The organism is Streptomyces sp. NPDC006743 (assembly GCF_040703815.1).
GTDB lineage: Bacteria > Actinomycetota > Actinomycetes > Streptomycetales > Streptomycetaceae > Streptomyces.
This window is the reverse complement of the sequence record NZ_JBEYJA010000002.1, coordinates 212,210-236,041: the sequence shown is the minus strand read 5'-3', so window position 1 is coordinate 236,041 and position 23,832 is coordinate 212,210. Positions and strand designations below refer to the sequence as shown.

The 23,832-nt window shown below is 73.8% G+C and carries 23 protein-coding genes and 1 riboswitch; of the genes, 9 read left to right on the top strand and 14 right to left on the bottom strand.

Going from position 1 to position 23,832, the window contains the following annotated elements; all coding sequences use genetic code 11:
* Positions 1-231 precede the first annotated feature (231 nt).
* Positions 232-1,728: an NAD(P)/FAD-dependent oxidoreductase gene (locus ABZ719_RS02545; RefSeq protein WP_366723403.1), complete on the top strand. Its 1,497-nt coding sequence runs from the start codon at positions 232-234 to the stop codon at positions 1,726-1,728.
* A gap of 233 nt (positions 1,729-1,961) precedes the next feature.
* Here the strand turns inward: ABZ719_RS02545 and ABZ719_RS02540 are convergent, their stop codons facing one another.
* From ABZ719_RS02540 to ABZ719_RS02515, 6 genes are all read right to left on the bottom strand, one after another.
* Positions 1,962-2,984, bottom strand: coding sequence for a hypothetical protein (locus ABZ719_RS02540; protein ID WP_366723402.1), 1,023 nt, complete (start codon positions 2,982-2,984; stop codon positions 1,962-1,964).
* Positions 2,985-3,040: 56 nt separating this feature from the next.
* Positions 3,041-3,964: a methylenetetrahydrofolate reductase [NAD(P)H] gene (gene metF, locus ABZ719_RS02535; protein ID WP_366723401.1), complete on the bottom strand. Its 924-nt coding sequence runs from the start codon at positions 3,962-3,964 to the stop codon at positions 3,041-3,043.
* Between the two features lie 140 nt (positions 3,965-4,104).
* Positions 4,105-4,764 carry a thiamine phosphate synthase gene (thiE, locus tag ABZ719_RS02530; protein WP_366723400.1) on the bottom strand — a complete coding sequence of 220 codons (660 nt, stop codon included), beginning with the start codon at positions 4,762-4,764 and terminating at the stop codon, positions 4,105-4,107.
* A gap of 171 nt (positions 4,765-4,935) precedes the next feature.
* Complete coding sequence (locus tag ABZ719_RS02525; protein ID WP_037863461.1) at positions 4,936-5,301, bottom strand: Rv2175c family DNA-binding protein; 366 nt, start codon at positions 5,299-5,301, stop codon at positions 4,936-4,938.
* Positions 5,302-5,379: 78 nt separating this feature from the next.
* A complete protein-coding gene (locus ABZ719_RS02520; protein ID WP_366723399.1) occupies positions 5,380-6,609 on the bottom strand; it encodes an FAD-dependent oxidoreductase in 1,230 nt (409 codons plus the stop codon).
* Positions 6,610-6,784: 175 nt separating this feature from the next.
* The gene (locus tag ABZ719_RS02515) at positions 6,785-7,126 is read right to left on the bottom strand and encodes a hypothetical protein (RefSeq protein WP_366723398.1); all 342 of its coding nucleotides are present in this window, start codon (positions 7,124-7,126) and stop codon (positions 6,785-6,787) included.
* 52 nt (positions 7,127-7,178) lie between these two features.
* Positions 7,179-7,290: riboswitch (TPP riboswitch) on the top strand.
* Here ABZ719_RS02515 and thiO point away from each other — a divergent pair.
* The 5 genes from thiO (at position 7,288) to ABZ719_RS02490 (ending at position 12,575) form a co-directional block, all read left to right on the top strand.
* On the top strand, positions 7,288-8,454 hold the full coding sequence (thiO, locus tag ABZ719_RS02510; RefSeq protein WP_366723397.1) for a glycine oxidase ThiO: 1,167 nt from the start codon (positions 7,288-7,290) through the stop codon (positions 8,452-8,454). (Overlaps the previous riboswitch by 3 nt.)
* The gene (thiS, locus tag ABZ719_RS02505; protein WP_366723396.1) at positions 8,451-8,663 is read left to right on the top strand and encodes a sulfur carrier protein ThiS; all 213 of its coding nucleotides are present in this window, start codon (positions 8,451-8,453) and stop codon (positions 8,661-8,663) included. Before thiO ends, thiS begins: the two co-directional genes overlap by 4 nt.
* Positions 8,664-8,666: 3 nt before the next feature.
* Complete coding sequence (locus ABZ719_RS02500; RefSeq protein ID WP_366723395.1) at positions 8,667-9,461, top strand: thiazole synthase; 795 nt, start codon at positions 8,667-8,669, stop codon at positions 9,459-9,461.
* A 211-nt stretch (positions 9,462-9,672) separates the two neighbouring features.
* Entirely contained in the window at positions 9,673-11,613 is a 1,941-nt protein-coding gene (gene pknB / locus ABZ719_RS02495) for a Stk1 family PASTA domain-containing Ser/Thr kinase (RefSeq protein ID WP_366723394.1), read from the top strand.
* Between the two features lie 62 nt (positions 11,614-11,675).
* Positions 11,676-12,575 (top strand): deoxyribonuclease IV, encoded by a 900-nt coding sequence (locus tag ABZ719_RS02490; protein ID WP_366723393.1) that lies wholly within the window; start codon positions 11,676-11,678, stop codon positions 12,573-12,575.
* A gap of 90 nt (positions 12,576-12,665) precedes the next feature.
* Here the strand turns inward: ABZ719_RS02490 and ABZ719_RS02485 are convergent, their stop codons facing one another.
* Positions 12,666-13,322: a sulfite oxidase-like oxidoreductase gene (locus tag ABZ719_RS02485; RefSeq protein WP_366723392.1), complete on the bottom strand. Its 657-nt coding sequence runs from the start codon at positions 13,320-13,322 to the stop codon at positions 12,666-12,668.
* A gap of 181 nt (positions 13,323-13,503) precedes the next feature.
* Between ABZ719_RS02485 and bfr the strand changes: the two genes are divergently transcribed.
* Positions 13,504-14,022, top strand: a complete 519-nt coding sequence (bfr, locus tag ABZ719_RS02480; RefSeq protein ID WP_366723391.1) for a bacterioferritin — start codon at positions 13,504-13,506, stop codon at positions 14,020-14,022.
* Between the two features lie 23 nt (positions 14,023-14,045).
* Here the strand turns inward: bfr and ABZ719_RS02475 are convergent, their stop codons facing one another.
* From ABZ719_RS02475 to ABZ719_RS02465, 3 genes are all read right to left on the bottom strand, one after another.
* Positions 14,046-14,327 carry a (2Fe-2S)-binding protein gene (locus ABZ719_RS02475; RefSeq protein ID WP_366723390.1) on the bottom strand — a complete coding sequence of 94 codons (282 nt, stop codon included), beginning with the start codon at positions 14,325-14,327 and terminating at the stop codon, positions 14,046-14,048.
* Positions 14,328-14,505: 178 nt separating this feature from the next.
* Positions 14,506-15,858, bottom strand: coding sequence for a class II 3-deoxy-7-phosphoheptulonate synthase (locus ABZ719_RS02470; RefSeq protein ID WP_366723389.1), 1,353 nt, complete (start codon positions 15,856-15,858; stop codon positions 14,506-14,508).
* Between the two features lie 96 nt (positions 15,859-15,954).
* Positions 15,955-17,289: a glycoside hydrolase domain-containing protein gene (locus ABZ719_RS02465; protein ID WP_366723388.1), complete on the bottom strand. Its 1,335-nt coding sequence runs from the start codon at positions 17,287-17,289 to the stop codon at positions 15,955-15,957.
* Between the two features lie 77 nt (positions 17,290-17,366).
* Here ABZ719_RS02465 and ABZ719_RS02460 point away from each other — a divergent pair, with 77 nt between their 5' ends.
* Both ABZ719_RS02460 and ABZ719_RS02455 read left to right on the top strand, forming a co-directional pair.
* Positions 17,367-17,429, top strand: a complete 63-nt coding sequence (locus ABZ719_RS02460; protein WP_107474434.1) for a trp operon leader peptide — start codon at positions 17,367-17,369, stop codon at positions 17,427-17,429.
* Between the two features lie 142 nt (positions 17,430-17,571).
* Positions 17,572-19,452 (top strand): anthranilate synthase family protein, encoded by a 1,881-nt coding sequence (locus ABZ719_RS02455; protein WP_366723387.1) that lies wholly within the window; start codon positions 17,572-17,574, stop codon positions 19,450-19,452.
* On the opposite strand, the gene ABZ719_RS02450 is transcribed toward ABZ719_RS02455, so the two are convergent.
* From ABZ719_RS02450 to ABZ719_RS02435, 4 genes are all read right to left on the bottom strand, one after another.
* On the bottom strand, positions 19,404-20,399 hold the full coding sequence (locus ABZ719_RS02450; protein WP_366723386.1) for a 2-hydroxyacid dehydrogenase: 996 nt from the start codon (positions 20,397-20,399) through the stop codon (positions 19,404-19,406). The two genes, ABZ719_RS02455 and ABZ719_RS02450, sit on opposite strands and share 49 nt — an antisense overlap.
* A gap of 219 nt (positions 20,400-20,618) precedes the next feature.
* A complete protein-coding gene (locus tag ABZ719_RS02445) occupies positions 20,619-21,647 on the bottom strand; it encodes a 6-phosphofructokinase (protein WP_366723385.1) in 1,029 nt (342 codons plus the stop codon).
* Between the two features lie 154 nt (positions 21,648-21,801).
* The gene (locus ABZ719_RS02440) at positions 21,802-22,485 is read right to left on the bottom strand and encodes a response regulator transcription factor (RefSeq protein WP_366723384.1); all 684 of its coding nucleotides are present in this window, start codon (positions 22,483-22,485) and stop codon (positions 21,802-21,804) included.
* Positions 22,482-23,723, bottom strand: coding sequence for a DUF5931 domain-containing protein (locus tag ABZ719_RS02435; protein WP_366723383.1), 1,242 nt, complete (start codon positions 23,721-23,723; stop codon positions 22,482-22,484). The genes ABZ719_RS02440 and ABZ719_RS02435 overlap by 4 nt, the downstream gene beginning before the upstream one ends.
* Between the last annotated feature and the right edge of the window lie 109 nt (positions 23,724-23,832).

Here is a 23,832-nt window from a genome sequence, read left to right as displayed (position 1 = left end):
CGCCCCGTGTCGGCGGTACCGGTGCCGTGCCCCTTCCCGTGCCTCCACTCTCTCCTCCGCGCGGGCCGCGGCCCATCCGCGCAGGTACTCATCTCGCCGCCTAGGTACACGTACTCAGCCCTGCGCGCAGGTCCCCGGGCACCCGCCCCACCCGGTGCGGGCCGGCTGGAAAGCCGCTGGTCACCGCCCCCAGGGCCGGGATTGTCAGCGGTGGTCGCTAAAGTCGCGGGCATGGCAGGGATTGCGGTGATCGGCGCCGGGACGGGCGCGATGGCGGCGGCTGCCCGGCTGGCCCTCGCGGGCCACCGGGTGACGGTGTACGAGCGGACGGAGACCTACGGCGGGGCGATGCGCCGCTTCGAGCGCGACGGTTTCGCCTTCGACACCGGTCCCGGCCTGCTCCCGCTGCCCGCGGTCTACCGCGACCTGTTCGTGAAGACCGGCAAGGAGCCCCTGGAGGACCGCGTCGAGCTGGTCCAGGTCGACCCCGCCGCCCGGCACGTCTTCGCGGACGGCACCGAGGTCTCCCTGCCGAACGCGTCCCGCGCGGGTGTCGTCGCGGCCCTGGACGAGGCGCTCGGCGCGGGCGCCGGACAGCGCTGGGGCGACTTCCTGGTCCGGGCGCGCGAGGCCTGGGACCGCACCCGCCGCCCCCTCCTCGAAGAGCCGCTGTGGCCCGACTGGCAGGTGCTCGCCGAGCGGGAGCCCTATCCGGCGGTGCCGCACAAGCGGCTGCTGCGCACCCGGCGGGCGGGCACGCTCGCGGAGGTGGGTGCCTGGGAGCTGCGGGATCCGCGCCTGGCCGCGCTGCTGGAGAGTCACGCCCTCGCGTACGGCCTCGACCCCCGGACCGCTCCGGCGAGCGCGGCCGTGCTGCCGTACATGGAGCACGCGTTCGGCATGTGGTACGTCCGCGGCGGGCTGCGCGAGCTGGCGCGGGCGGTGTACGAGCGGTGTGTGGCGCGCCGGGTCGAGTTCGTCTTCGGCGCCGAGGTCACGCGGATCACCGAGAAGGACGGCCGCGTGGCGGGCGTGGAGCTGGCCACGGGGGACACGGCGGACGCGGAGTACGTGGTCGCCGGTGTGGCACCGGGGACGCTGAGCGGCCTCGCCCCGGGGGCTCGCGGCGAGGGAGCGGTGCCGCCCCAGCGGGGCATGCCGAGCCGGCTGACCGTGCTCCTCGCGTTGCGCGGCGGCCGTCCGGAGGGGACGGCCCACCGCACCGTCGTGCACGCGCGGGACCGCGACGCCGAGTTGGACGGCCTGTTCGGCACGGCTCCGGTGGCGGCTTCGGACGCGACCGTCACCGTGCTGCGTCCCGGTGACCCGGCGCTGGTGCCCGACACCGCCCACGAGGCGGTCACGCTCACGGCCACGGTCCCGGCGGGCGGGACGGGGCACGGGTCCGTGGAGGACCGTGTCGCGCGGATGATCGGCGTGGCCGACCGGGCCGTGCCCGGTCTGCGCGAGCGGTTGCTGTGGCACGAGGTGCGCACCCCCGCCGACATCGAGCGGGTGACGGGCGCCGCGGGCGGCGCCGTGCCCGCACCGGCGCTGGCCGCGGCCGGCGGGCGGCTGCTGCACCCGGCGAACTCGACGCGGATCGAGGGCCTCTACACGGTGGGCGGCTGGTCGCATCCCGGCGGCGGGCTGCCGCACGCCGGGATGTCGGGGGCGCTGGTGTCCGGACTGATCGTCGAGGGACCGGAGTTCCGCGGCTCCCAGTGAACCGGCACCGGACCGGAAGCCCGGAGCGGGGCCGGCACCCCGGCGCGGGGCCGGTGGACAAGCGCGAGGCCGGCACCCCAGCACGGGACCGATGGACAAACACGAGGCCGGCACCCCGGCGCGGCCCGGTGGTCCGGCACGGGACCGGGAAGCCGCCGAGCGGCCGATCGTCCGGCACGGGGCCCGAAGCCCGGCACCGGACCGGAAGTCCGGCGGGAACTCGTGAGGGAGTTTCAGAAACGGTACTGCTCGTCGTAGCCCGCGCCGTGCTGTCCCTGCCCCTGTCCGTGCCCTGACGCGGTGCCGCCCTGGCCGTCGCCCTGGTACGGATAGGTCTGCTCCGCCGGGAGTTCCCCGCCGTAGGGGTCATCGGCGCGCTGCTGCGGGACCCACACCCCGCCGGCCGGGGTCTCCCCGCCGTATCCGCCCGGGGCGTACGGCTCCTGGGTGCCGTAGCCCTGCTGGCCGTAACCGCCGGTGTAGGGGGCGCCGTCGTAGGCCTGGGTGCCGATGTACGGGTCCGAGTAGGCGGCGTACTGCTGCTGGCCCGTGCCGTCGTAGCCGTAGCCCTGCTGCGGGTACCCGGAGTAGTCGTAGCCGTAGCCCGCGTCGGAGCCCTGGGCGGTGGCGGCGTACGGGTCCGGGGTGGCCCCGCCGGACCGGCCGGACCGGCCGGACTGGCCGCCGAAGTCGCCGTAGACGCCGTAGGAGCCGGTGTCGTCGGGCAGGGGCTGGGGCGCGTACACCGCCGTGGACTCGGCGGCCGTGGGCTCCAGGGGGCGGGCGGGGGTGAAGACGTCGTCGTGCTCGTCGTCGTCGCGGCCGTACGCCGGAGCGTCGTGCACGGACCGGCCGTCCGCTCCCTCCGCGCCGGCCTGCCCCTCCTCGCCCGCCGGCTCGGCGGGTGCGCCGTCGACGGTGTCAGGGCCCGCGGCGTCGGGGGCCGGGTCCTTGCGGCCGCCCCGGCCGCGGCGGCGCTTGCTGCCGGCGACCTCGGCGCCCGGGTGGCGCACCGCCCAGCCCGCGACGAAACCGCGGCGGAAGGACAGCGTCACGAAGGTCTGCCCGACGGCGAACGCGATCGCCCCCAGCGCGATCACCAGGACGGAGGGCATCAGCACACCGAGCACGACGCAGAGGAAGCCGCCGAAGGCGAGCAGCCGCCAGCGCAGGCGCGCCTTGTACTGCAGCAGCACCTCGCCGAGCAACCACAGCGCGACGCCGCCGAACGCGATGTAGAGGACCGCCCAGCCCATGTACGCCCCTCTCCCAGTGGTCGCTCCGCAGTGTGTCGTACAGGCGTGCGACCGGTCTAGGCCTGCGGCGGGTGGTGCAGACCCAGGTTCTCGTAGATTTCCAGTGTCGCCGTGGAGTTGTTGAGCGTGATGAAGTGCAGCCCGGGCACTCCTTCGGCCAGCAGCCGCGCGCAGAACTCGGTGGCGAAGTCGATGCCAATGGAGCGTACAGCGGCCGGATCGTCCTTCGCCGCGAGGATCCGCTCTTTCAGGGCGTCCGGGAAGGCCGCGTTGGTGAGGGACGGGATCCGCGCGAGCGTCTTGGCGCCGGCGATCGGCATGACCTCGGGGATGATCGGCGTCTCGCAGCCGGCGGCGGCGACCCGGTCGCGCAGCCGCAGGTAGTCCTCCGGGTGGAAGAACATCTGTGTGATGGCGTAGTCGGCGCCCGCGCGGCACTTGTGGACGAAGTGACGGACGTCGGTCTCCCAGTCGGCGGAGCGCGGGTGCATCGCGGGGAAGGCCGCGACGCCGACGCAGAAGTCGCCGGACGTCTTGATCAGTTCGACGAGTTCGGCGGCGTAGCGCAGGCCGCGGGGGTGCGGCACCCACTCGCCCATCGGGTCGCCGGGCGGGTCGCCGCGCAGTGCCAGCATGTTGCGGATCCCGGCGTCGGCGTACTGCCCGATGATGTTGCGCAGGTCGGCCACGGAGTGGTCGACGGCGGTGAGGTGGGCGATCGGGGTGAGGGTGGTGTCCGACGCGATGGCCTCGGTCGCCTTGACCGTGCCCGCGCGGGTGGAGCCGCCCGCGCCGTAGGTCACGGAGACGAAGTCGGGCGCCACGGCCTCGACCCGGCGCAGCGCGTTCCACAGGTTCCGCTCGCCCTTCGGGGTCTTGGGGGCGTAGAACTCGAAGGAATACGTCGTCTTGCCGGTCGCGAGCATGTCGCGGACGGTGCGGGCGTGGTCCGACCTGGTGGATGCGGTGCCGAGGGCCATACCCGCAGGTTAGCCAGGGTGCGGCGGTCCCCCAACCGAACGCTGGCGTTTTGACCGATTTGCCGACTTGTTGTCCACTCCGTGGGACACTTCGGCGCATCGGCTCCCGGGCGCCTCGGTGATCGCCGGCGCCGGCCCGGTCAGGCCTGCCGCAGCCGCTTCGCGAACTCGGCCGCCGCCGCGCCCGGGTCGTCGGCCTCGGTGATCGCCCGCACCACGACGACGCGCCGGGCGCCCGCCTCCAGCACCTGGTCGAGGTTGCCGAGGTCGATGCCGCCGATGGCGAACCAGGGGCGGTCGGTACCGAGGGAGGCGGTGGAACGGACCAGGTCGAGGCCGGGCGCGTGGCGGCCGGGCTTGGTCGGGGTGGGCCAGCAGGGGCCCGTGCAGAAGTAGTCCACGCCGTCCTGTGCGGCGGCCGCGGCGGCCTCGGACCCGGCGTGCGTGGAGCGGCCGATCAGGACGTCGTCGCCGAGGATGGCGCGCGCCGCGGGGACCGGCAGGTCGCCCTGGCCGAGGTGCAGCACGTCGGCGCGGGCGGCGTGCGCGACGTCCGCGCGGTCGTTGACCGCGAGCAGCCGGCCGTGGCGGGCGCAGGCGTCGGCGAACACCGCGAGGTGTTCCAGTTCCTCCCCGGCCTCCATGCCCTTGTCGCGCAGCTGCACGATGTCGACGCCGCCCGCGAGCACGGCGTCGAGGAACTCGGGAAGGTCGCCGCGGTCCCTGCGGGCGTCCGTGCACAGGTACAGGCGCGCGTCGGCCAGGCGGGCGCGGGCGGCGGCTGCGGCGGTGTCGGACATGCGTGGTCCCCCCGTGGTGGGTTGCGGTGGTGTCGATGGCGTACGGGCCGCGGCTCCGTGGCCCGGGCGGGGGCCCGGGGCACGGCGGCGGTACCCGTACGCCGGACGAACGGTTCGGTCCGGGCGGCGGGCGGCCCTGCCGGCGGGCCGCCCTGTCGGTGGCGCCCGGCGTCAGACGGCGAGCGCCTGGGCGCGGCGCTTCACCTCCGTGCCGCGATTCTCGCTCAGGGCCTGCGCGGGGGTGCCGGGCAGGGTCGGGTCGGGGGTGAAGAGCCACTCGATCATCTCTTCGACCGTGAAGCCGTCGTCCCGCAGGAGCGTCAGGGTCCCGGACAGGCCCTTGACGACCTTGTCCCCGTCGATGAAGGCGGCGGGGACGTGCAGCGCGCGGTTCTCACCGCGGCGTACGGCGATGAGCTGGCCCTCCTTGACCAGCTGCCGCACACGCGTCACGTCGACGCCGAGCATCTCGGCGATGTCGGGCAGGGTCAGCCAGGCGGGGACGAGCGCATCGGTCTTCGCGTCAATCTCGGTCACGGGACCAAGCGTGCCATCTGCCACCGACACTCGGAAGCCGACCCCGTCCACCTGGGCGGAGACCGTCCGGCGAGCGGGCTACGCGGTGGCCGTCTTCAGCGGCCTCGACGGGTCCGCCAGCAGCCCCGCGTCCATCACCGCACCGGCCTCGATCAGCCGTCGGCCCTGGGCGAGATCCCGCGGGCGGCCGACCGCCAACAGGGCGACCAGCCGGGTGTCGCGCAGCCAGCACACCGTCCAGGCCGGGCCGGAGGGCTCGCCGCGCCAGACGGTGGCGTCGGCCGCGGTGTGGTGGCCGGCGTACTGCACGAAGCGGCCGAACTGCTCGGACCAGAAGTACGGCACCGGGTCGTAGACGGCCGGGGTCAGGCCGATCACGTTGGCGGCGACCGTGCGCGGGCCCTGGAGCGCGTTGTCCCAGTGGTGGACCAGCAGGCGTTCGCCGTACCGGCCCGACGGGAAGGAGGCGCAGTCGCCGACCGCGTACACGTCCTGCACGCTGGTGCGCAGGTGGTCGTCGGCGAGCACCTCTCCGCGCTCGCCCAGCTCGACGCCGGAGCCCGCCAGCCAGGCGGTCGCGGGGCGGGCGCCGATGCCGACGACGACGGCGCCCGCGGGCAGCCGTGAGCCGTCGTCGAGCACGACCGCGCCGGGCTCGACGCGTGCCACGCGCGCGCGGGTGCGCAGCACGGTGCCGCTGTCGGCGTACCAGGCGGTCATCGGGGCGGCCACCTCGGCGGGCAGCACACCGGCCAGCGGCCGGTCGGCGGCCTCCACGACCGTCACCGCGCAGCCCGCCTCGCGCGCGGCCGTGGCGAACTCGGCGCCGATCCAGCCGGCGCCGACCACGACGACGTCGTGCTGCTCGGCGAGGACCGGCCGCAGCCGTCCGGCGTCGTCCAGGGTGCGCAGCAGGTGCACGCCGGGGACGTCCTCCGCGCCGGGCAGCCGCACCGGCTCGGCGCCGGTGGCGAGGACGAGGACGTCGTAGGGGACGGGTCCTTCGGAGGTGTCGAGCACATGTGCTTCGGAGCGGACGGCCAGGGCCTCGCAGCCGAGCCGCAGCTCCAGGCCGAGCGCCTCGAAGTCGACGTCGAAGGCGGACCCCTCGGCCTTGCCGAGCAGGACGGCCTTGGACAGCGGTGGCCGGTCGTAGGGCTGGTGGGGTTCGGCGCCGATCAGTGTGATCGTGCCGGTGAAGCCCTGCTCGCGCAGCGCGACCGCGGTCTGCACACCGGCCATGCCCGCGCCGGCGACGACCACCCGCCGCGGCTGGGCGGTGCCCTGTTCCTGCGTCTGCTCGCTCACCTGATCACCATAGTCAGCTGACGTTCAGTCAGTCAGGGGGCGTGCGGAGTGACGTGCTCCACAACGCCCGCCGCGTCCCTGTCCCGCCGGCCGAGGCCGTGCCACGCCCGCCGGTTCCCTGTCCCGCCGGCCGAGGTCACGCCGCCCCCGCCGGGCCGCGCCGCGCCCGCCGCCGTCAGTCGCCCACCTGTTCCACCACGCTCGTGCCGCTCCCCGCCTGCGACTCCCACTCCCAGCTCTCCTCCAACCGCACCCGCCCGTCGGGCAGTTCCACCACCGTGGAGACGCAGTGCCCCGAGGAGGTCGTGCCGTCGTGCTTGAGCTGGACGTACCGGAAGTCGAGCCGGTCGCCCTCCCTGGTGCCCACCAGGTGACCGCGGACGACGTCGCCGCCCGCGTACTCGGCCCAGATCTCCCCGCCCCGTTCGTGGTACGTGAAGCGGGTCCGGGTGCCCACCTGACCGGGGGCCTGATCGGCGACGGGGGCGAGGACGAGACCGTCCAGCGAGGGCGGCATACGGGAGGCTCCCTTACAAAAGCGCTGCTCCAAGGACTAGGGTGGCCACCGTACAAGCACTCGCGGGAGCCCGGACGCACCGGGCTGAGAGGGAGGCTGGCGGCCTCCGACCGTACGAACCTGATCCGGGTCATGCCGGCGAAGGGAGGGGCTGGACGCCCATGTCGTTGCCACGTACGTCCGACGTCCTCGTCATCGGGGGCGGGATCATCGGGCTCGTGACCGCCTGGCGCGCCGCCCGGCGCGGACTGTCCGCGGCCGTGGTGGACCCCGAGCCGGGCGGCGGTGCCGCGCAGGTGGCGGCCGGGATGCTGGCCGCCGTCACGGAACTGCACTACGGCGAGGAGACCCTGCTCGGCCTGAACCTGGCCTCGGCCCGCCGCTACCCGGATTTCGCGGCCGAGCTGACCGAGGTGACCGGCCACGACCTCGGCTACCGCAGGTGCGGCACGCTGGCCGTCGCGCTGGACGCCGACGACCGCGCCCACCTGCGGGAACTGCACGCCCTGCAACACCGCTCGGGGCTGGAGTCGGAGTGGCTGTCGGGGCGCGAGTGCCGGCGCCTGGAGCCGATGCTCGCGCCGGGCGTGCGCGGCGGGCTCCGGGTGGACGGCGACCACCAGATCGACCCGCGGCGGCTGGCCGCCGCCCTGGTCGTGGCCTGCGAGCGCACGGGCGTGGTCTTCCACCGCGCCTGGGCCGAGCGGCTCACCGTCGAACGGGAGCGGGCCACGGGCTGCGTGCTGCGCGAGGGCACCGCGCTCGGCGCCGGGCAGGTGGTACTGGCCGCCGGCAGCCTCAGCGGACGCCTCGCCGGGGTCCCGGACGACCTGCTGCCGCCGGTGCGGCCGGTGAAGGGGCAGGTGCTCCGGCTGACCGTGCCCCAGCGGTACGCGCCGTTCCTGAGCCGCACGGTGCGGGCCGTGGTGCGCGGCGGCCACCTCTACCTGGTGCCGCGGCTCAGCGGCGAGCTGGTCGTCGGGGCCACCAGCGAGGAGCTGGGCTGGGACACCACGGTGACGGCGGGCGGCGTCTACGAGCTGCTGCGCGACGCGCACGAGCTGGTGCCCGGCATCACCGAGCTGCCGCTGACCGAGACCCGCGCCGGGCTGCGCCCCGGCTCCCCCGACAACGCGCCGCTGCTCGGCCCGACCGGCCTGGACGGGCTGCTGGTGGCCACCGGGCACTACCGCAACGGGGTGCTGCTCACCCCGGTCACCGGTGACGTCATGGCGCACGTCCTGGCCACCGGCGAGCTGCCGGACGAGGCCCGCCCCTTCAGCCCTCGGCGTTTCCACGCCGCCACCCTCACGGAGCAGTCCGCATGAGCACCCCCGTCCGCATCTCCGTCAACGGCGTGCCGCGCGAGTTCTCGCCCGGCACGGCCCTCGACGCCGTCGTACGGACCCTGACCGCGGCGCCCTCCGGGGTGGCCGCCGCCCTCAACGAGACCGTCGTGCCGCGCGACCGGTGGCCCTCCACCGCCCTGGCCGAGGGCGACCGCGTCGAGATCCTCACCGCCGTCCAAGGAGGCTGACCCATGGCCGACGACCCCTTCGTCCTCGGTGGTACGTCCTTCACGTCCCGGCTGATCATGGGCACCGGCGGTGCGCCCAGCCTGGACGTCCTCGAACGCTCCCTGGTGGCCTCCGGCACGGAGCTGACCACGGTCGCGATGCGCCGGGTGGACCCCTCCGTGCACGGCTCCGTGCTGTCCGTGCTGGAGAGGCTCGGCATCCGGGTGCTGCCCAACACCGCGGGCTGCTTCACGGCGGGCGAGGCGGTGCTCACGGCCCGTCTCGCCCGGGAGGCGCTCGGCACCGACCTGGTCAAACTGGAGGTCATCGCCGACGAGCGCACCCTGCTGCCGGACCCGATCGAGCTGCTGGACGCGGCGGAGACCCTGGTCGACGACGGCTTCACGGTGCTGCCGTACACGAACGACGACCCGGTGCTCGCCCGGAAGCTGGAGGACGTCGGCTGCGCCGCGGTCATGCCGCTGGGCTCGCCCATCGGCTCCGGGCTCGGCATCCGCAACCCGCACAACTTCCAGCTGATCGTGGAGCACGCGCGCGTGCCGGTGATCCTGGACGCGGGCGCCGGCACGGCCTCGGACGTGGCGCTGGCCATGGAGCTGGGGTGCGCGGGCGTGATGCTCGCCTCGGCGGTGACGCGGGCGCAGGAGCCGGCGGTCATGGCCGAGGCGATGCGGCACGCGGTGACGGCCGGCCGCCTGGCCCGGCTGGCGGGCCGCATCCCGCGGCGCCACTTCGCCGAGGCCTCGTCCCCGGTGGAGGGCCTGGCCGACCTGGACCCGGAACGCCCGGCCTTCTGAGCCGGCCGGCCGGGCACCCCCGGTCTTCCGCGGTCCCTCGCACAGGGAGGGGCCCCGGTCGCCGCCCGAGGGCGCGCCTCGCCCGCGCGCCCGGCGCACGCTCCCGGCTCGCCGCCCGCGCGCGTGGGAAGCGTCACAGGTCGGTCGCAGTCGAGGCGCGGAGCGCCGCTCGGCGGCTCGGGTGTCCGTGGCGGCTCGTAGACTCCCCTGCGTGGATACGACCCTTCAGGACCCTCTCGTCGGGCAGGTGCTCGACGGCCGGTATCGCGTCGACGCGCGGATCGCCGTCGGCGGGATGGCCACGGTCTACCGGGGCCTGGACACCCGCCTGGACCGGGTGCTCGCCCTCAAGGTGATGCACCCGGCGCTCGCGGCCGACGGGTCGTTCGTGGAGCGGTTCATCCGGGAGGCCAAGTCGGTGGCCCGCCTGGACCACCCGAACGTGGTGCAGGTCTTCGACCAGGGCACCGACGGGTCGTACGTCTACCTGGCCATGGAGTACATCGCCGGCTGCACCCTGCGGGACGTGCTGCGCGAGCGCGGGGCGCTGCAGCCGCGGGCCGCGCTGGACATCCTGGAGCCGGTGCTCGCGGCGCTCGGCGCGGCGCACCGCGCCGGGTTCGTGCACCGCGACATGAAGCCGGAGAACGTCCTGATAGGGGACGACGGGCGGGTCAAGGTCGCCGACTTCGGTCTGGTCCGGGCCGTGGACTCGGTCACCAGCACCACCGGCGCCGTCCTCGGCACCGTCTCCTACCTCGCCCCCGAGCAGATCGAGCAAGGCACCGCCGGCCCCCGGGTCGACGTGTACGCGTGCGGTGTGGTGCTGTACGAGATGCTGACCGGCGCCAAGCCCCACCAGGGCGACAGTCCCGCCCAGGTGCTGTACCAGCACCTGCACCAGGACGTGCCGCCCCCGTCCGCCGCGGTGCCCGGGCTGCCCGTCGAGCTGGACGATCTGGTCGCGGCGGCCACCGCGCGCACCCCGGACGTGCGGCCGCACGACGCGGTGGCGCTGCTCGCCCGGACCCGCGAGGCCCGGGCGGCCCTCAGCGCGCAGCAGCTGGACGCCCTGCCGCCGCAGGCCCGCACCGCGGAGCACGACAACGCGCAGGACCGCACGAGCGTGATCCCGCGCGCGCTGACGATGCCGCGCCCGCTGCCCGTCGACGAGGACGACGAGGGCGCCGCTGCGGGCGCCGCGCTGCACCGCACCAGCCGCCTGGAGGCGCCCGCGGCCCCCGCGCCCCGGCGCCCGGCCCGGCGGCCCCGGCGGCTGGTGCTGACAATCGTCGCGGCCGTCCTGCTCGTCCTCGCCCTGGGCGGGGGCGTCTGGTACATCAACTCCGGCCAGTTCACCAAGGTCCCGCCGCTGCTGGCGAAGACCGAGGAGCAGGCCCGTGAGCGGCTCCGGGACACCGGTCTCGACGTCAAGGACGTCAAGCACGCCTACAGCGACACCGTCAAGCGCGGCACGGTCATCAGTACGGACCCCGCGGCGGGCGCCCGGATCCGCAGCCACGACTCGGTGACCCTCACCGTCTCCGACGGCCCGGAGACCGTGAAGGTGCCGGACCTGAAGGGCCGCCCGCTGGAGGAGGCCCAGGAGCGGCTGAGGAAGGCCGGGCTGGAGCCGGGCATGGTGAGCCGCGCCTTCAGCGAGGACGTCGCGGCGGGCTCGGTGATCAGCACGGACCCGGGGACGGGCACCGCGCGTCACGCGGGCTCGGCGATCGCGCTCGTCGTCAGCAGGGGCCGCCCGGTGGACGTGCCGGACGTCACGGGCGAGGACCTGGACCAGGCGAAGTCCGACCTGGAGGACGCGGGCCTGAAGGTGACGATCGCGTCCGGGCAGGTCAACTCCGAGTTCGACAAGGGCCAGGTCGCGCGGCAGACGCCGGGACCCGACGGCAGGGCGGCCGAGGGCGACACGGTCACGCTGACGCTGTCCAAGGGCCCGGAGATGGTCGACGTCCCCGACGTCACGGGCGACAGCGTCGACGACGCGAAGAAGGCGCTCCAGGACGCCGGTTTCCAGGTCGAGGAGGACCGCGGGCTCCTCGGTCTGTTCGGCGACACCGTCAAGAAGCAGTCGGTGCAGGGCGGCGACCAGGCGCCGAAGGGCTCCACGATAAAGATCACCATCAGGTGACGAGACGGGGATCACGAGGGCCCGCGGCCACCGGCCGCGGGCCGTCGTGACACCCTGAACGGGTGAGCAGTCAGCAGTCCCCCGCTTCCCCTCCCCCCACGGGCGCCGCCCGCAATCCGATCGGCGGCCATGTGCCGGTGGCCGGCGGCCTCCACTCCGTGGGCCTGTCCTACGCCCGTGAGCTGGAGGCCGAGACCGTGCAGGTCTTCGTCGCCAACCCGCGCGGCTGGGCCACGCCCACCGGTGACCCGCGCCAGGACGAGGCGTTCCGCACGGCCTGTGCCGAGGCGTCGCTCCCGGCGTACGTCCACGCTCCGTACCTGATCAACTTCGGCTCGCACACCGAGGCGACCGTGGAGCGCTCGGTCCACTCGCTGCGGCACTCGCTGCGGCGCGGGCGGGAGATCGGCGCGCTCGGGGTCGTCGTGCACACGGGGAGCGCCACCGGCGGCCGGGACCGCGCGCCGGCCCTGAGGCAGGTACGGGAGCACCTGCTGCCGCTGCTCGAGGAGCTGACCCGTGACGACGACCCGTACCTGCTGCTGGAGTCGACTGCCGGACAGGGCGCGTCGCTGTGCTCGCGCACCTGGGACTTCGGACCGTACTTCGAGGCGCTGGACGCCCATCCGAAGCTGGGCGTGTGCCTGGACACCTGCCACATCTTCGCCGCCGGGCACGACCTGACCGGCCCGGACGGGATGCACCGGACGCTGGACCTGCTGGTGGACACGGTCGGCGAGGGCCGGCTGAAGCTGATCCACGCCAACGACTCCAAGGACGTGGTGGGCGCCCACAAGGACCGGCACGAGAACATCGGCGGCGGCCACATCGGCGAGGATCCCTTCCGCGCCCTGATGACCCACCCGGCGACCGCGGGCGTGCCGCTGGTCATCGAGACGCCCGGCGGCAAGGAGGGGCACGCGGCGGACGTGGCCCGCCTGAAGAAGCTCAGGGACGGCTGAGCCGCACCCGGATCCGGCGGGGGCCGGACCCCGGTTGGGGCTCAGGCCCGGCCGGCCGCGTCCCGGGGCGCCCGCGCACCCCGTCCCCGGTCACAGCCCCGGGCCGTCACCGGGTCCCTCCTGGTAGGAGTAGCGCTGTTCCTGCCAGGGGTCGCCGATGTTGTGGTAGCCGCGTTCCTCCCAGAAGCCGCGGCGGTCGGCGGTCATGTACTCCACGCCGCGGACCCACTTGGGGCCTTTCCAGGCGTACAGGTGGGGGACGATCAGGCGGAGCGGGAAGCCGTGCTCGGCGGTCAGCAGTTCGCCGTCCTTGTGGGTGGCGAACAGCGTCCTGTCGGCGGTGAAGTCCGTCAGCCGCAGGTTGGAGCTGAAGCCGTACTCCGCCCAGACCATCACATGGGTGACGTTCGGCGCGGGCGGGGCGATGTCCAGGATCGTACGGGCCGGGATGCCGCCCCACTCGGCGCCGAGCATGCTGAACTTCGTGACGCAGTGCAGGTCGGCGACCACGGTGGTGTACGGCAGGGCCGTGAACTCGTCGTGGTTCCAGCAGTGCTTCTCGCCGTCGGCGGTGGCGCCGAAGACCCGGAAGTCCCAGCGCTCGGGCCGGAACTTCGGCACCGGGCCGTAGTGCGTGACCGGCCAGCCCCGCTGCAGCCGCTGCCCCGGCGGAAGCTCCGGCTGTGCCGCTGCTCCCGGCGCTGCTCCCGACGCCTCCCCAGATGCGCGTTCCACCGGCTGACCCATGCCTCCATCCTGACAGACCGGACGGGGTGCGCAGGACCAGCCCCGCACCGATCCGGACAACTCGCACTAAGCATGCACTTACTGGACGGCCGTGGGTGCCGGTGAAATCATGCGGCGGATATCGGTCCGCATCGGCCCATATCCGTCCAGTCAGCCCCGTCAGCCAGAAGGAGTTACCCGCATGCAAGGCGACCCCGAGGTCATCGAACTGCTCAACGAGCAGCTCACCGCCGAGCTGACCGCGATCAACCAGTACTTCCTGCACGCCAAGCTCCAGGACCACAAGGGGTGGTCGAAGCTCGCGGAGTACACCCGGGCCGAGTCGTTCGACGAGATGCGGCACGCGGAGATCCTGACCGACCGGATCCTGCTCCTGGACGGCCTGCCCAACTACCAGCGGCTCTTCCACGTGCAGGTGGGGCAGACGGTGACCGAGATGTTCCGGGCCGACCGGCAGATCGAGGTGGAGGCCATCGACCGGCTGCGCCGGGGCGTGGAGGTGATGCGTGAGAAGGGCGACATCACCTCGGCGAACGTCTTCGAGGCGATCCTGGCCGACGAGGAACACCACATCGACTACCTGGACACCCAGCTGGAGCTGGTCGACAAGCTGGGCGAGGCGCTGTACCTGTCGACGGTCATCGAGCAGAGCCAGCCGGACTCGTCCGGCCCGGGTACCGGCGGCTTCTCCGCCCACTGAGGGGCCTCCGGCCGGCCGGGCCGCTAGGCGGCGTCGCCCAGTTCCCCGGGGGCGGCGTCGGCGGACCGCGCAGCGGCGTCGGACGCCTGGGGGCCGAGCTGCGCGAACGCCGGGGCGCGCCGTTCGATCAGTTCCCGGCGCGGGCACGCGCCCCGGCCGAGCAGGGCCTGGATACGGCGGACGCAGCCGCCGCAGTCCGTGCCCGCCTTGCAGGCCGAGGCGATCTGGCGGGGCGTGCAGGCGCCGCTCTCCGCGTGCTGCTTGACCTGCTGCTCGGTGATGCCGAAGCAACTGCAGACGTACACGCTGGGCTCACCTCCCGCCGGGATCGATCAGTGGTGCCGCCCCGACTTCTCGGTGAGGCAAACCTAACCTTACCTTTCGGCCCGGACCCGGGAAAGCGGGTGGGGCGCGGACCGTGTGTGATCCGCGCCCCAGTCCGGCACCGACGGACCGCCGGCTCCCGGCGGCCCCGTGCGGCGCCTACTGGTCCCGGTACATCTCCGCGACGAGGAAGGCCAGGTCGAGCGACTGGCTGCGGTTGAGCCGCGGGTCACAGGCCGTCTCGTAGCGCTGGTGCAGGTCGTCGACGAAGATCTCGTCGCCGCCGCCCACGCACTCGGTGACGTCGTCACCGGTCAGCTCGACGTGGATGCCGCCCGGGTGCGTGCCCAGCCCCTTGTGCACCTCGAAGAAGCCCTTGACCTCGTCGAGCACGTCGTCGAAGCGGCGGGTCTTGTGCCCGGAGGCCGCCTCGAACGTGTTGCCGTGCATCGGGTCGGTCACCCAGGCCACGGTCGCGCCCGAGGCGGTGACCTTCTCGACCAGCTCGGGCAGCTTGTCGCGGACCTTGTCGGCGCCCATGCGGACGATGAAGGTCAGCCGGCCGGGCTCCCGGTCCGGGTCCAGGCGCTCGATGTACTGCAGCGCCTCCTCGGCCGTCGTGGTCGGGCCGAGCTTGACGCCGATCGGGTTGCGGATCCTGGAGGCGAACTCGATGTGCGCGTGGTCGAGCTGCCGGGTGCGCTCACCGATCCACACCATGTGCCCGGAGACGTCGTACAGCTGGCCGGTGCGCGAGTCGGTGCGGGTGAGCGCGGACTCGTAGTCGAGCAGCAGCGCCTCGTGCGAGGAGTAGAACTCGACGGTCTTGAACTCCTCCGGGTCGGTGCCGCAGGCCCGCATGAAGTTCAGCGCGTTGTCGATCTCCCGGGCGAGCTGCTCGTAGCGCTGGCCGGACGGGGAGGACCTCACGAAGTCCTGGTTCCAGGCGTGCACCTGGCGCAGGTCGGCGTAGCCGCCGGTGGTGAAGGCGCGCACCAGGTTCAGCGTGGAGGCCGAGGCGTGGTACATCCGCTTCAGCCGCTCCGGGTCCGGGACGCGGGCGGCCTCGGTGAAGTCGAAGCCGTTGACGGAGTCGCCGCGGTAGGTCGGCAGCGTCACGCCGTCGCGGGTCTCGGTCGGCTTGGAGCGCGGCTTGGAGTACTGGCCGGCGATCCGGCCGACCTTCACCACCGGCACCGAGGCGGCGTACGTCAGCACGGCGCCCATCTGGAGCAGGGTCTTGAGCTTGTTGCGGATGTGGTCCGCGGACACCGCGTCGAACGCCTCGGCGCAGTCGCCGCCCTGGAGGAGGAACGCCTCTCCCTTGGCGACGGCCGCCATCCGGGCGCGCAGCTGGTCGCACTCGCCCGCGAAGACGAGCGGCGGATACGACTCGAGGTCCGCGATCACTGCGCGCAGAGCCTCGGCGTCGGGGTACTCGGGCTGCTGCGCCGCGGGCAGGTTTCGCCAGGTGTTGCCAGCGCTCGCGCTGGTCTTAGCGTTCACGGTCACACCACAAACACTACGGGGTCACTCAGCGGGTCCCTTCATCTGCTCATCAAGTGAGACGAACGGCGCTCGGTCGCGGACACCCCGCGCGCGCCCGCGTCACGCGCCGGTGCCCACGTCCAGCTGGTCCCGGTCGATGCTGATCTTCGCCCCGCCGTACGTCTCGGTCCGGTCGCCCGCGTACTGGTGGACCCGCTGCCCGTCGGCCCACAGGGCGGCGGGCAGGGCCGCGTCCGTGGTGACGGCCTCGTCGTTCCAGTGCGCGAAGTGGATCACGTCGGGCAGGGTGGTCGCGGTGGCGTTGCCGACCAGGTCGGCGACGAGGGACGAGACGCTGCCGTAGGCGCCGGAGCGGTAGCCCAGCTCGTGCAGCCGGCCGGTCCAGGCCTCCAGGTAGCCGAGGACCCGGGTGGTGACGGCGGCGCCGGGCGTGTACTGCTCCAGGTCGTTGTAGAGCACCGCGCCCTTGCCCAGCCCGAGCGCGCCGGCCTGGACGGCCGCGTCCTCGGCCGCGGCCCTGCCCTGCGCCGCCGGGTCGGTGATGGCGGCGCAGTCGTCCGCGCAGCTCCCGGCGCCCGCGGAGGGCTGCGGGCCGACGTAGAGCGGCAGGATGCGCCAGCCCTTGGTGTACTGCGTGCGCACCCAGTCGGCGGTCAGGTTCGCCTGGGCGCAGGCGCGGTTGACGCCGCCGATGTAGATGCCGACGGCGCCGTAGGGCGAGCCGGCCTTCCAGGCGTCCATGGCGCTCTGGCCCGGCGCGGCGCAGGTGTCGAAGCCCTTGCCCCGGTAGGCGGTCGCGTCGGCGGGCAGCGCCGGGACGGACTGGGCGGGGTCGGCCGACGGGTCGGCCGTCTCGGCGCGGGCGGTGGCCACGGGCAGCCCGGCGCTGTCCAGCACCCGTTCGACCGTCGCCCGGTCGTCGCGGTAGGGGGCGGTGACGGCGATCCCCTCGGCGGCGGCCGTGGCGTGGAAGAGGTGGGCGGTGCGGTTCTCGGTGACGGCGGCCTTCACGGTGGTGGCGGGCCGTACCCACAGGGCCTCGGTGCGGCCGGTGACCCGGGCCGGGCAGTCCTGGTTCCCGGCCGGGTCACCGAGGTAGACGGCGTGCCGGTCGAAGCGGACGCAGGCCGTGGGGTCGGCGGTGAGGTCGACGACCTGCCAGTCGGCGGGGACGGTGAACGTGTGGCCTCGGTAGGCGACGTTCCTGGTCGCGCCGGACGCGGCGCCGGAGGCACGGCCGGACGCGGTGCCGAAGACACGGCCGGCCTCGGTGCCGGACGCGGGGCGGGCGGCGGCCGGGCCGCAGGTGGCGCCGGCGGCGAGGGCGGCGCAGGCGGTCAGCGCGGACAGCAGGGCCAGGGCGCGGGGCGGGCGGGGTGCGGAGATGGTGTGCTCCTCGGTCGGGCGGGGTGCGGACGCCCGCCGTCCTTCCACCGCCCGTGCCCGGCGGAAACCGGGTGTGGTGCGTCCGGGCGACCCGGCGTGCGGGCCGGATGCGGTAGGGTGCGGGCATGTTCGCGCACTCGACCCAGATCCAGAACTGGTGGTGGACCGCTTCTCCGGCGGCCCGCTGACTGCGCGTATCCCAGACTTCGCGAAGGCCGCCCGAGGGGCGGCCTTCGGCGTTTTTGGGGTCGTTCCTCACCGACATCGATCACCGCATCGGTCACCACGTCCGTGACCGCATCGGTCGCTCCCCCCGACGGAAGAGGACCCATGGACCTGACCCGGCTCCTGCACGACGACCGCCCCTTCGCGCTGCTCCGGCGCCGCACCCCCGGGCACGACCACGACCTGGTCGAGGTGTTCCTCGGCCCGGTGACCACCTGCGAGCGCCTCGCGGACCTGCCCGGGGAGGGCCTTGCGCTGGTGCCGTTCCGGCAGATCCGCGAGCGCGGTTTCGACGTCCGTGACGACGGCACCCCGCTGTCGGTACTGGTCTCCGAGGAGACGTACGCCCTCCCGCTCGCCGGGGCGCTGGCGCAACTGCCCGCGCACGAGGTCCGGGTGGAGGGCGGGGGCTTCGACGTCGGCGACGAGGAGTACGCGCGGACCGTCGCCCGGGTGCTGCGCGAGGAGATCGGCACCGGCCAGGGCGCCAACTTCGTGATCCGGCGGACGTACGAGGGCGCGGTCCCCGGGTTCTCCCGGGCCGACGCGCTGGCGCTGTTCCGGCGGCTGCTGGAGGGCGAGCGCGGGGCGTACTGGACGTTCGTCGTGCACACCGGGGACCGGACGCTGGTGGGCGCGAGCCCCGAGGTGCACGTGCGGATGTCCGGCGGCACGGTCGTCATGAACCCGATCAGCGGCACGTACCGCTATCCCGCCGAGGGGCCGACCCCCGGGCACCTGCTCGGTTTCCTCGCCGACGGCAAGGAGATCGAGGAGCTGTCGATGGTCGTCGACGAGGAACTGAAGATGATGTGCACGGTCGGCGACATGGGCGGGGTCGTGGTCGGGCCGCGGCTGAAGGAGATGGCGCACCTCGCGCACACCGAGTACGAGCTGCGCGGGCGGTCGTCGCTGGACGTGCGCGAGGTGCTCCGGCAGACCATGTTCGCGGCGACCGTCACCGGGTCGCCGGTGCAGAACGCCTGCCGGGTCATCGAACGCCACGAGACCGGCGGGCGCGGCTACTACGCGGGCGCGCTGGCGCTGCTCGGCCGGGACGCGGGCGGTGCCCAGACCCTGGACTCCCCCATCCTGATCCGGACCGCCGACATCGACGCGGCCGGCCGGCTGCGCGTCCCGGTCGGCGCGACGCTGGTGCGCGGCTCGGACCCGGCGGGCGAGGTCGCGGAGACGCACGCGAAGGCGGCCGGCGTGCTGGCCGCGCTGGGCGTACGCCCCTGCCGGCCGCGGGCGGAGCGCGAGCTGCCGCGCCTCGCCGACGATCCGCGGGTGCGGGCCGCGCTGGACGGGCGCCGGGCCTCGCTCGCGCCGTTCTGGCTGCGGATGCAGGAGGCGTCGGACGTCCTGTCCGGGCACGCCCTGGTGGTGGACGGCGAGGACACGTTCACCGCGATGCTCGCCCACGTGCTGCGCTCCTCGGGGCTGGACGTCACCGTCCGCCGCCACGACGAGCCCGGGCTGCGGGAGGCGGTCCTCGCCCACGAGGGCCCGGTGGTGCTCGGGCCCGGCCCCGGCGACCCCTGCGACCTGGCCGATCCGAAGATGCGGTCGCTGCGCGCGCTGACCGCCGAGGTGATCGCCGGCCACCGGCACGGCGTGCTCGGTGTCTGCCTCGGGCACGAGCTGATCGCGGCCGAGCTGGGCCTGGAGATCGTCCGCAAGGAGGTGCCGTACCAGGGCGCGCAGACGGTGATCGACCTGTTCGGGCGTCCGGAGACGGTCGGCTTCTACAACAGCTTCGTGGCCCGCTGCGACGACGAGGCCGACGCCGAACTGGCCGCGCACGCCGTCGAGGTGAGCCGCGGCGAAAGCGGCGAGGTGCACGCGCTGCGCGGCCCCGGGTTCGCTTCGGTGCAGTTCCACCCGGAGTCGGTGCTGACGCTGAACGGGGCGGCCGTGGTGACGGACCTGGTGGGTCAGCTGTGCGGCACCAGCACGTTCTCCGAGCGGCGGCCCGCCTTGTAGTCCAGGACGTTGCGCACCGTGGTGTCGACGATCTGCCTCAGGGCGTCCTCGGTGTAGTACGCCTGGTGGGAGGTGACCAGGACGTTGGGGAAGGTGACCAGCCGGGCGAGGGTGTCGTCCTCGATGGCCTCCAGGGACTTGTCGAGGAAGAACACGCCCTCCTCGGACTCGTAGACGTCCAGGCCGACGCCGGTGAAGCGGCCCTCGCGCAGTTCGGCGACGAGGGCCGCGGTGTCGACGAGGCCGCCGCGGCTGGAGTTCACCAGGATCGCGTCGTCCTTCATCGTCTTCAGGGCGCGGGCGTCGATCAGGTGCTGGGTCTGGGGCATCAGCGGGACGTGCAGGGAGACCAGGTCGGCCTCGGCGAGGAGCTGGTCCTTGTGGACGTACTTCATGCCGAGTTCCATGCAGGACGGGTTCTCGGCGATGTCCCAGCCGAGCAGCCGCATGCCGAAGCCGTGGGCGATCCGGGCGAACGCCTCGCCGATCTTGCCGGTGCCGATCACCCCGGCGGTGCGGCCGTGCAGGTCGCGGCCCATCAGCCCGTCGAGCCGGAAGTCGAAGTCGCGGGTGCGGGTGGAGGCGCGCACGATGCGCCGGTTGACGGCGAGGGCGAGCGCCCAGGCGAACTCGGCGACCGCGTACGGCGAGTAGGAGGAGACGCGGGCGACCGTCAGGCCGAGCCGTTCGGCGGCGTGCAGGTCGATGTTGTTGAACCCGGTGGAGCGCTGGGCGACCAGCCGGGTGCCGCCGGCCGCGAGGGTCTCCAGGACGCGGGCGCCCAGTTCGGCGTTGACGCTGGTGGAGACGATCTCGTAGCCGGCGGCGATGGGCGCGGTGTCCTCGTTGAGGAAGACGTCCAGGCAGCGCACCTCGTGGTGGTCCCGGAAGGCGTGCTCGATCAGGGGCTTCTCGTCGGCCTGGACTCCGAAGGCCAGGATCTCCACAGCGGCTCCCGTTCTGGTGGGGTATGGGCCGATACGCCGGACATCCCGAATATACGGGGGCGGACGGCGGACGGCCCCTGCCCGCGCGCGACCGGCCCGCACCGCGCGCGGGCCCGCGCCACGACCGGACCGCGTCGCGATCGGGCGCGCGTCGCGACCGGCCGGCACCGTGCCCGGCCCCGCACCGCGACCGGCTCGCACCGCGCCCGGTCCGCGCCGTCAGCCGAAGAAGACCCCCGCCTCCTCGTAGAGCTTCGGGTCCACGGTCTTCAGCTTCGCGGTGGCCTCGGCGATCGGGACGCGGACGATGTCGGTGCCGCGCAGGGCGACCATCTTGCCGAAGTCGCCGTCGTGGACGCAGTCGACGGCGTGCAGGCCGAAGCGGGTGGCGAGCCAGCGGTCGAAGGCGCTGGGCGTGCCGCCGCGCTGGATGTGCCCGAGGACGGTGGTCCGGGCCTCCTTGCCGGTGCGCCGCTCGATCTCCTTCGCCAGCCATTCCCCCACCCCGGAGAGCCGGACGTGCCCGAAGGAGTCCCGCGACTCGTCCTTGAGCACCATCTGGCCGTCCTTGGGCATGGCGCCCTCGGCGACGACGACGATCGGGGCGTAGGACGCCTTGAACCGGGAGGTGATCCAGGCGCAGACCTGGTCGACGTCGAAGCGCTGCTCGGGGACGAGGATGACGTTGGCGCCGCCCGCGAGGCCGGAGTGCAGGGCGATCCAGCCGGCGTGACGTCCCATCACCTCGCAGACCAGCACCCGCATGTGGGACTCGGCGGTGGTGTGCAGCCGGTCGATGGCCTCCGTGGCGATACCGACGGCGGTGTCGAAGCCGAAGGTGTAGTCGGTGGCCGACAGGTCGTTGTCGATGGTCTTGGGCACGCCCACGCAGGGCACGCCGTACTCGTCGCTCAGCCGCGCGGCCACACCGAGGGTGTCCTCACCGCCGATCGCGACGAGCGCCCCGACCTCCTGCTTGGCGAGGTTGTCCTTGATGCGCCGGATGCCGCCCTCCTGCTTGAGCGGATTGGTGCGCGAGGAGCCGAGGATGGTGCCGCCGCGGGGCAGGATGCCGCGGACGGCGGGGATGTCGAGGCGGACGGTGTCGTTCTCCAGGGGGCCGCGCCAGCCGTCCCGGAAGCCGACGAAGTCGTAGCCGTACTCCTGCACGCCCTTGCGGACGACGCCCCGGATGACGGCGTTGAGCCCGGGGCAGTCGCCGCCACCGGTCAGTACTCCGACGCGCATGGAAATGTCCCTTCGCCGCGGTTGCCTGGTGAAGGGCACGTTAATGGTGACCCACGTCACTCCAACATGGGCGGAAAAGTCAATTCCGGTGGAATGTCCGGTAGTTGATCACCGCGAAACCACTCGAAAGAGTGGGTGCGCCGCGTACGCGGGTTTACTCACCGTCGAGTCCGCGTTCGATGGCGTAGCGGACCAGTTCCACCCGGTTGTGCAGCTGGAGCTTGCCGAGGGTGTTCTGCACGTGGTTCTGGACGGTGCGGTGCGAGATGACCAGACGCTCGGCGATCTGCTTGTAGCTCAGGCCCTTGGCGACCAGGCGCAGCACCTCGGTCTCGCGGTCGGTGAGCCGGGGGGCCTTCGGACCGCTGTCGGCCACGGCGTCCGCGGGCACCGGCTCGGCGGCCAGGCGCCGGTACTCGCCTAGCACCAGCCCGGCCAGCCCGGGGGTGAACACCGGGTCGCCGACGGCGGTCCGGCGCACCGCGTCCAGCAGTTCCTCCGTGGAGGCCGACTTCAGCAGGTAGCCGGTCGCGCCCGACTTCACGGCCTCCAGCACGTCGGCGTGCTCACCGCTGGCGGAGAGCACCAGCACCCGCAACGCCGGGTTGTGCGCGACGAGTTCCTTGCAGACCTGCACGCCGGGCTTGGCGGGCAGGTTGAGGTCCAGCACGAGCACGTCCGGTGCCGCGGCCTTGGCGCGGCGCACCGCCTGCTCGCCGTCGCCCGCGGTGGCGACCACGTGGAGCCCGGACTCGGCCAGGTCGCGGGCGACGGCGTCGCGCCACATGGGGTGGTCGTCGACCACCATCACCTTGATCGGGTCCTGCTGTGTGCTCATCGGCTCTCCGCCTTCCCCCGCGCCGGCTTCGCCCGCTTCGGTACGTTCAGTTCGACTTCCGTGCCCTGGCCGGGCACCGAGACCAGTTCGGCGGTGCCGCCGATGTCGCGCAGCCGGCCCCGGATCGACTGGGCCACGCCGAGCCGGCCCTCGCCCTCGGCCTGCGCGAGCCGCCCGGCCGGAATGCCGGGCCCGTCGTCGCGCACGGTCACGAGCACGGCGTCCGGTTCGTCCTCGACGAGGATCCACGCGCGCGCGTCCTGCCCCGCGTGCCGGCGGACGTTGTCCAGCGCGGCCCCGACCGCGGCGGCCACCTCCCGGGCGGCGGCCGGCGGCAGCGGGACCGGGGCGCCGGGCTCGGCGAGGCTGACCCGGGAACCGGCGTACGGGGCGAGCAGCGCGCGCAGGTCGACCGGCTCGTCGCCGTCCTCCTCCCCGTGCCCCTCGTGCTCCTCGACCACCCGGACCACCGCGCCGTCGGCCGCGTCGTGGGAGACCCGGGAGACGGGGACCAGCCCGCCGGAGACCAGGGTGCGCAGCGCCACCTCCTGCTCGCCCGCCATCCGGCCCAGTTCCGCCGCCTCACCGCCGATGACCGCGCCGCGCCGCTGCACCATGGCGAGCACCTGGAGCACGCTGTCGTGGATGTCGCGGGCCAGCCGCTCGCGCTCCCTGGTCGCCGCCTCGATCTCCAGGGCGCGGGCCAGGGTGCGCTCGGAGGCCCGGGCCACCTCGACGACGTAGCCGATGGCGATGGAGGCGACCCAGACCAGTATCACGTTGTGCACGGTGTCGCGGGCCGGGGTGCCGCGCTCCACCAGGTTGGCGAGGGCGACCGCGGTGGAGGCCACGGCGGCCCAGCGCCAGCCGCCCTTGACGGCGAAGGCGAGGACGGAGCCGGCGGTCCATATCGACGGCAGCGTCGGGCCGCCGCCCGCGATCCGGGCGTGCGCGTCGGCGAGCGGGGTGAGCAGGATGCCGCCCACCGCGAGCGTCAGGTCGGCGGCGAGGAAGCGCTTGGTGCAGTGCGCGGCGCCGGCCACCCGGGGCAGGGTGGCCAGGGTCCACACGAACAGCACGCAGTAGTAGGCGATGGCGACCCAGGGGTGCGGGAAACGGCTGTAGGCGGTGGCGAACAGGCCGACCGCGTAGAACAGGGTCAGCACCCGGTAGGCGGTGAGCGCACGCCACAGCGGCTGCTCGACCGACATCCTCATGACGCGCTCGCGCCTGGCCATGTCCCCCCAGTCCCCGTTCCGTCCCCGCGCCGGCCCCCGACGCCAGGGCCTCTCCTTCGGATCAATCAGGGCTCGCCGGCTCCGGCACCGCGGCCCTGACCCGCCCTGA

Bases quoted from the DNA above. Each gene is read 5' to 3' on its own strand.
- ABZ719_RS02545 (WP_366723403.1), top strand. From the start codon at position 232: ATGGCAGGGATTGCGGTGATCGGCGCCGGGACGGGCGCGATGGCGGCG.
- ABZ719_RS02540 (WP_366723402.1), bottom strand. From the start codon at position 2,984: ATGGGCTGGGCGGTCCTCTACATCGCGTTCGGCGGCGTCGCGCTGTGG.
- metF (WP_366723401.1), bottom strand. From the start codon at position 3,964: ATGGCCCTCGGCACCGCATCCACCAGGTCGGACCACGCCCGCACCGTC.
- thiE (WP_366723400.1), bottom strand. From the start codon at position 4,764: ATGTCCGACACCGCCGCAGCCGCCGCCCGCGCCCGCCTGGCCGACGCG.
- ABZ719_RS02515 (WP_366723398.1), bottom strand. From the start codon at position 7,126: ATGCCGCCCTCGCTGGACGGTCTCGTCCTCGCCCCCGTCGCCGATCAG.
- thiO (WP_366723397.1), top strand. From the start codon at position 7,288: ATGTCGTTGCCACGTACGTCCGACGTCCTCGTCATCGGGGGCGGGATC.
- thiS (WP_366723396.1), top strand. From the start codon at position 8,451: ATGAGCACCCCCGTCCGCATCTCCGTCAACGGCGTGCCGCGCGAGTTC.
- ABZ719_RS02500 (WP_366723395.1), top strand. From the start codon at position 8,667: ATGGCCGACGACCCCTTCGTCCTCGGTGGTACGTCCTTCACGTCCCGG.
- ABZ719_RS02485 (WP_366723392.1), bottom strand. From the start codon at position 13,322: ATGGGTCAGCCGGTGGAACGCGCATCTGGGGAGGCGTCGGGAGCAGCG.
- bfr (WP_366723391.1), top strand. From the start codon at position 13,504: ATGCAAGGCGACCCCGAGGTCATCGAACTGCTCAACGAGCAGCTCACC.
- ABZ719_RS02455 (WP_366723387.1), top strand. From the start codon at position 17,572: ATGGACCTGACCCGGCTCCTGCACGACGACCGCCCCTTCGCGCTGCTC.
- ABZ719_RS02445 (WP_366723385.1), bottom strand. From the start codon at position 21,647: ATGCGCGTCGGAGTACTGACCGGTGGCGGCGACTGCCCCGGGCTCAAC.
- ABZ719_RS02440 (WP_366723384.1), bottom strand. From the start codon at position 22,485: ATGAGCACACAGCAGGACCCGATCAAGGTGATGGTGGTCGACGACCAC.
- ABZ719_RS02435 (WP_366723383.1), bottom strand. From the start codon at position 23,723: ATGGCCAGGCGCGAGCGCGTCATGAGGATGTCGGTCGAGCAGCCGCTG.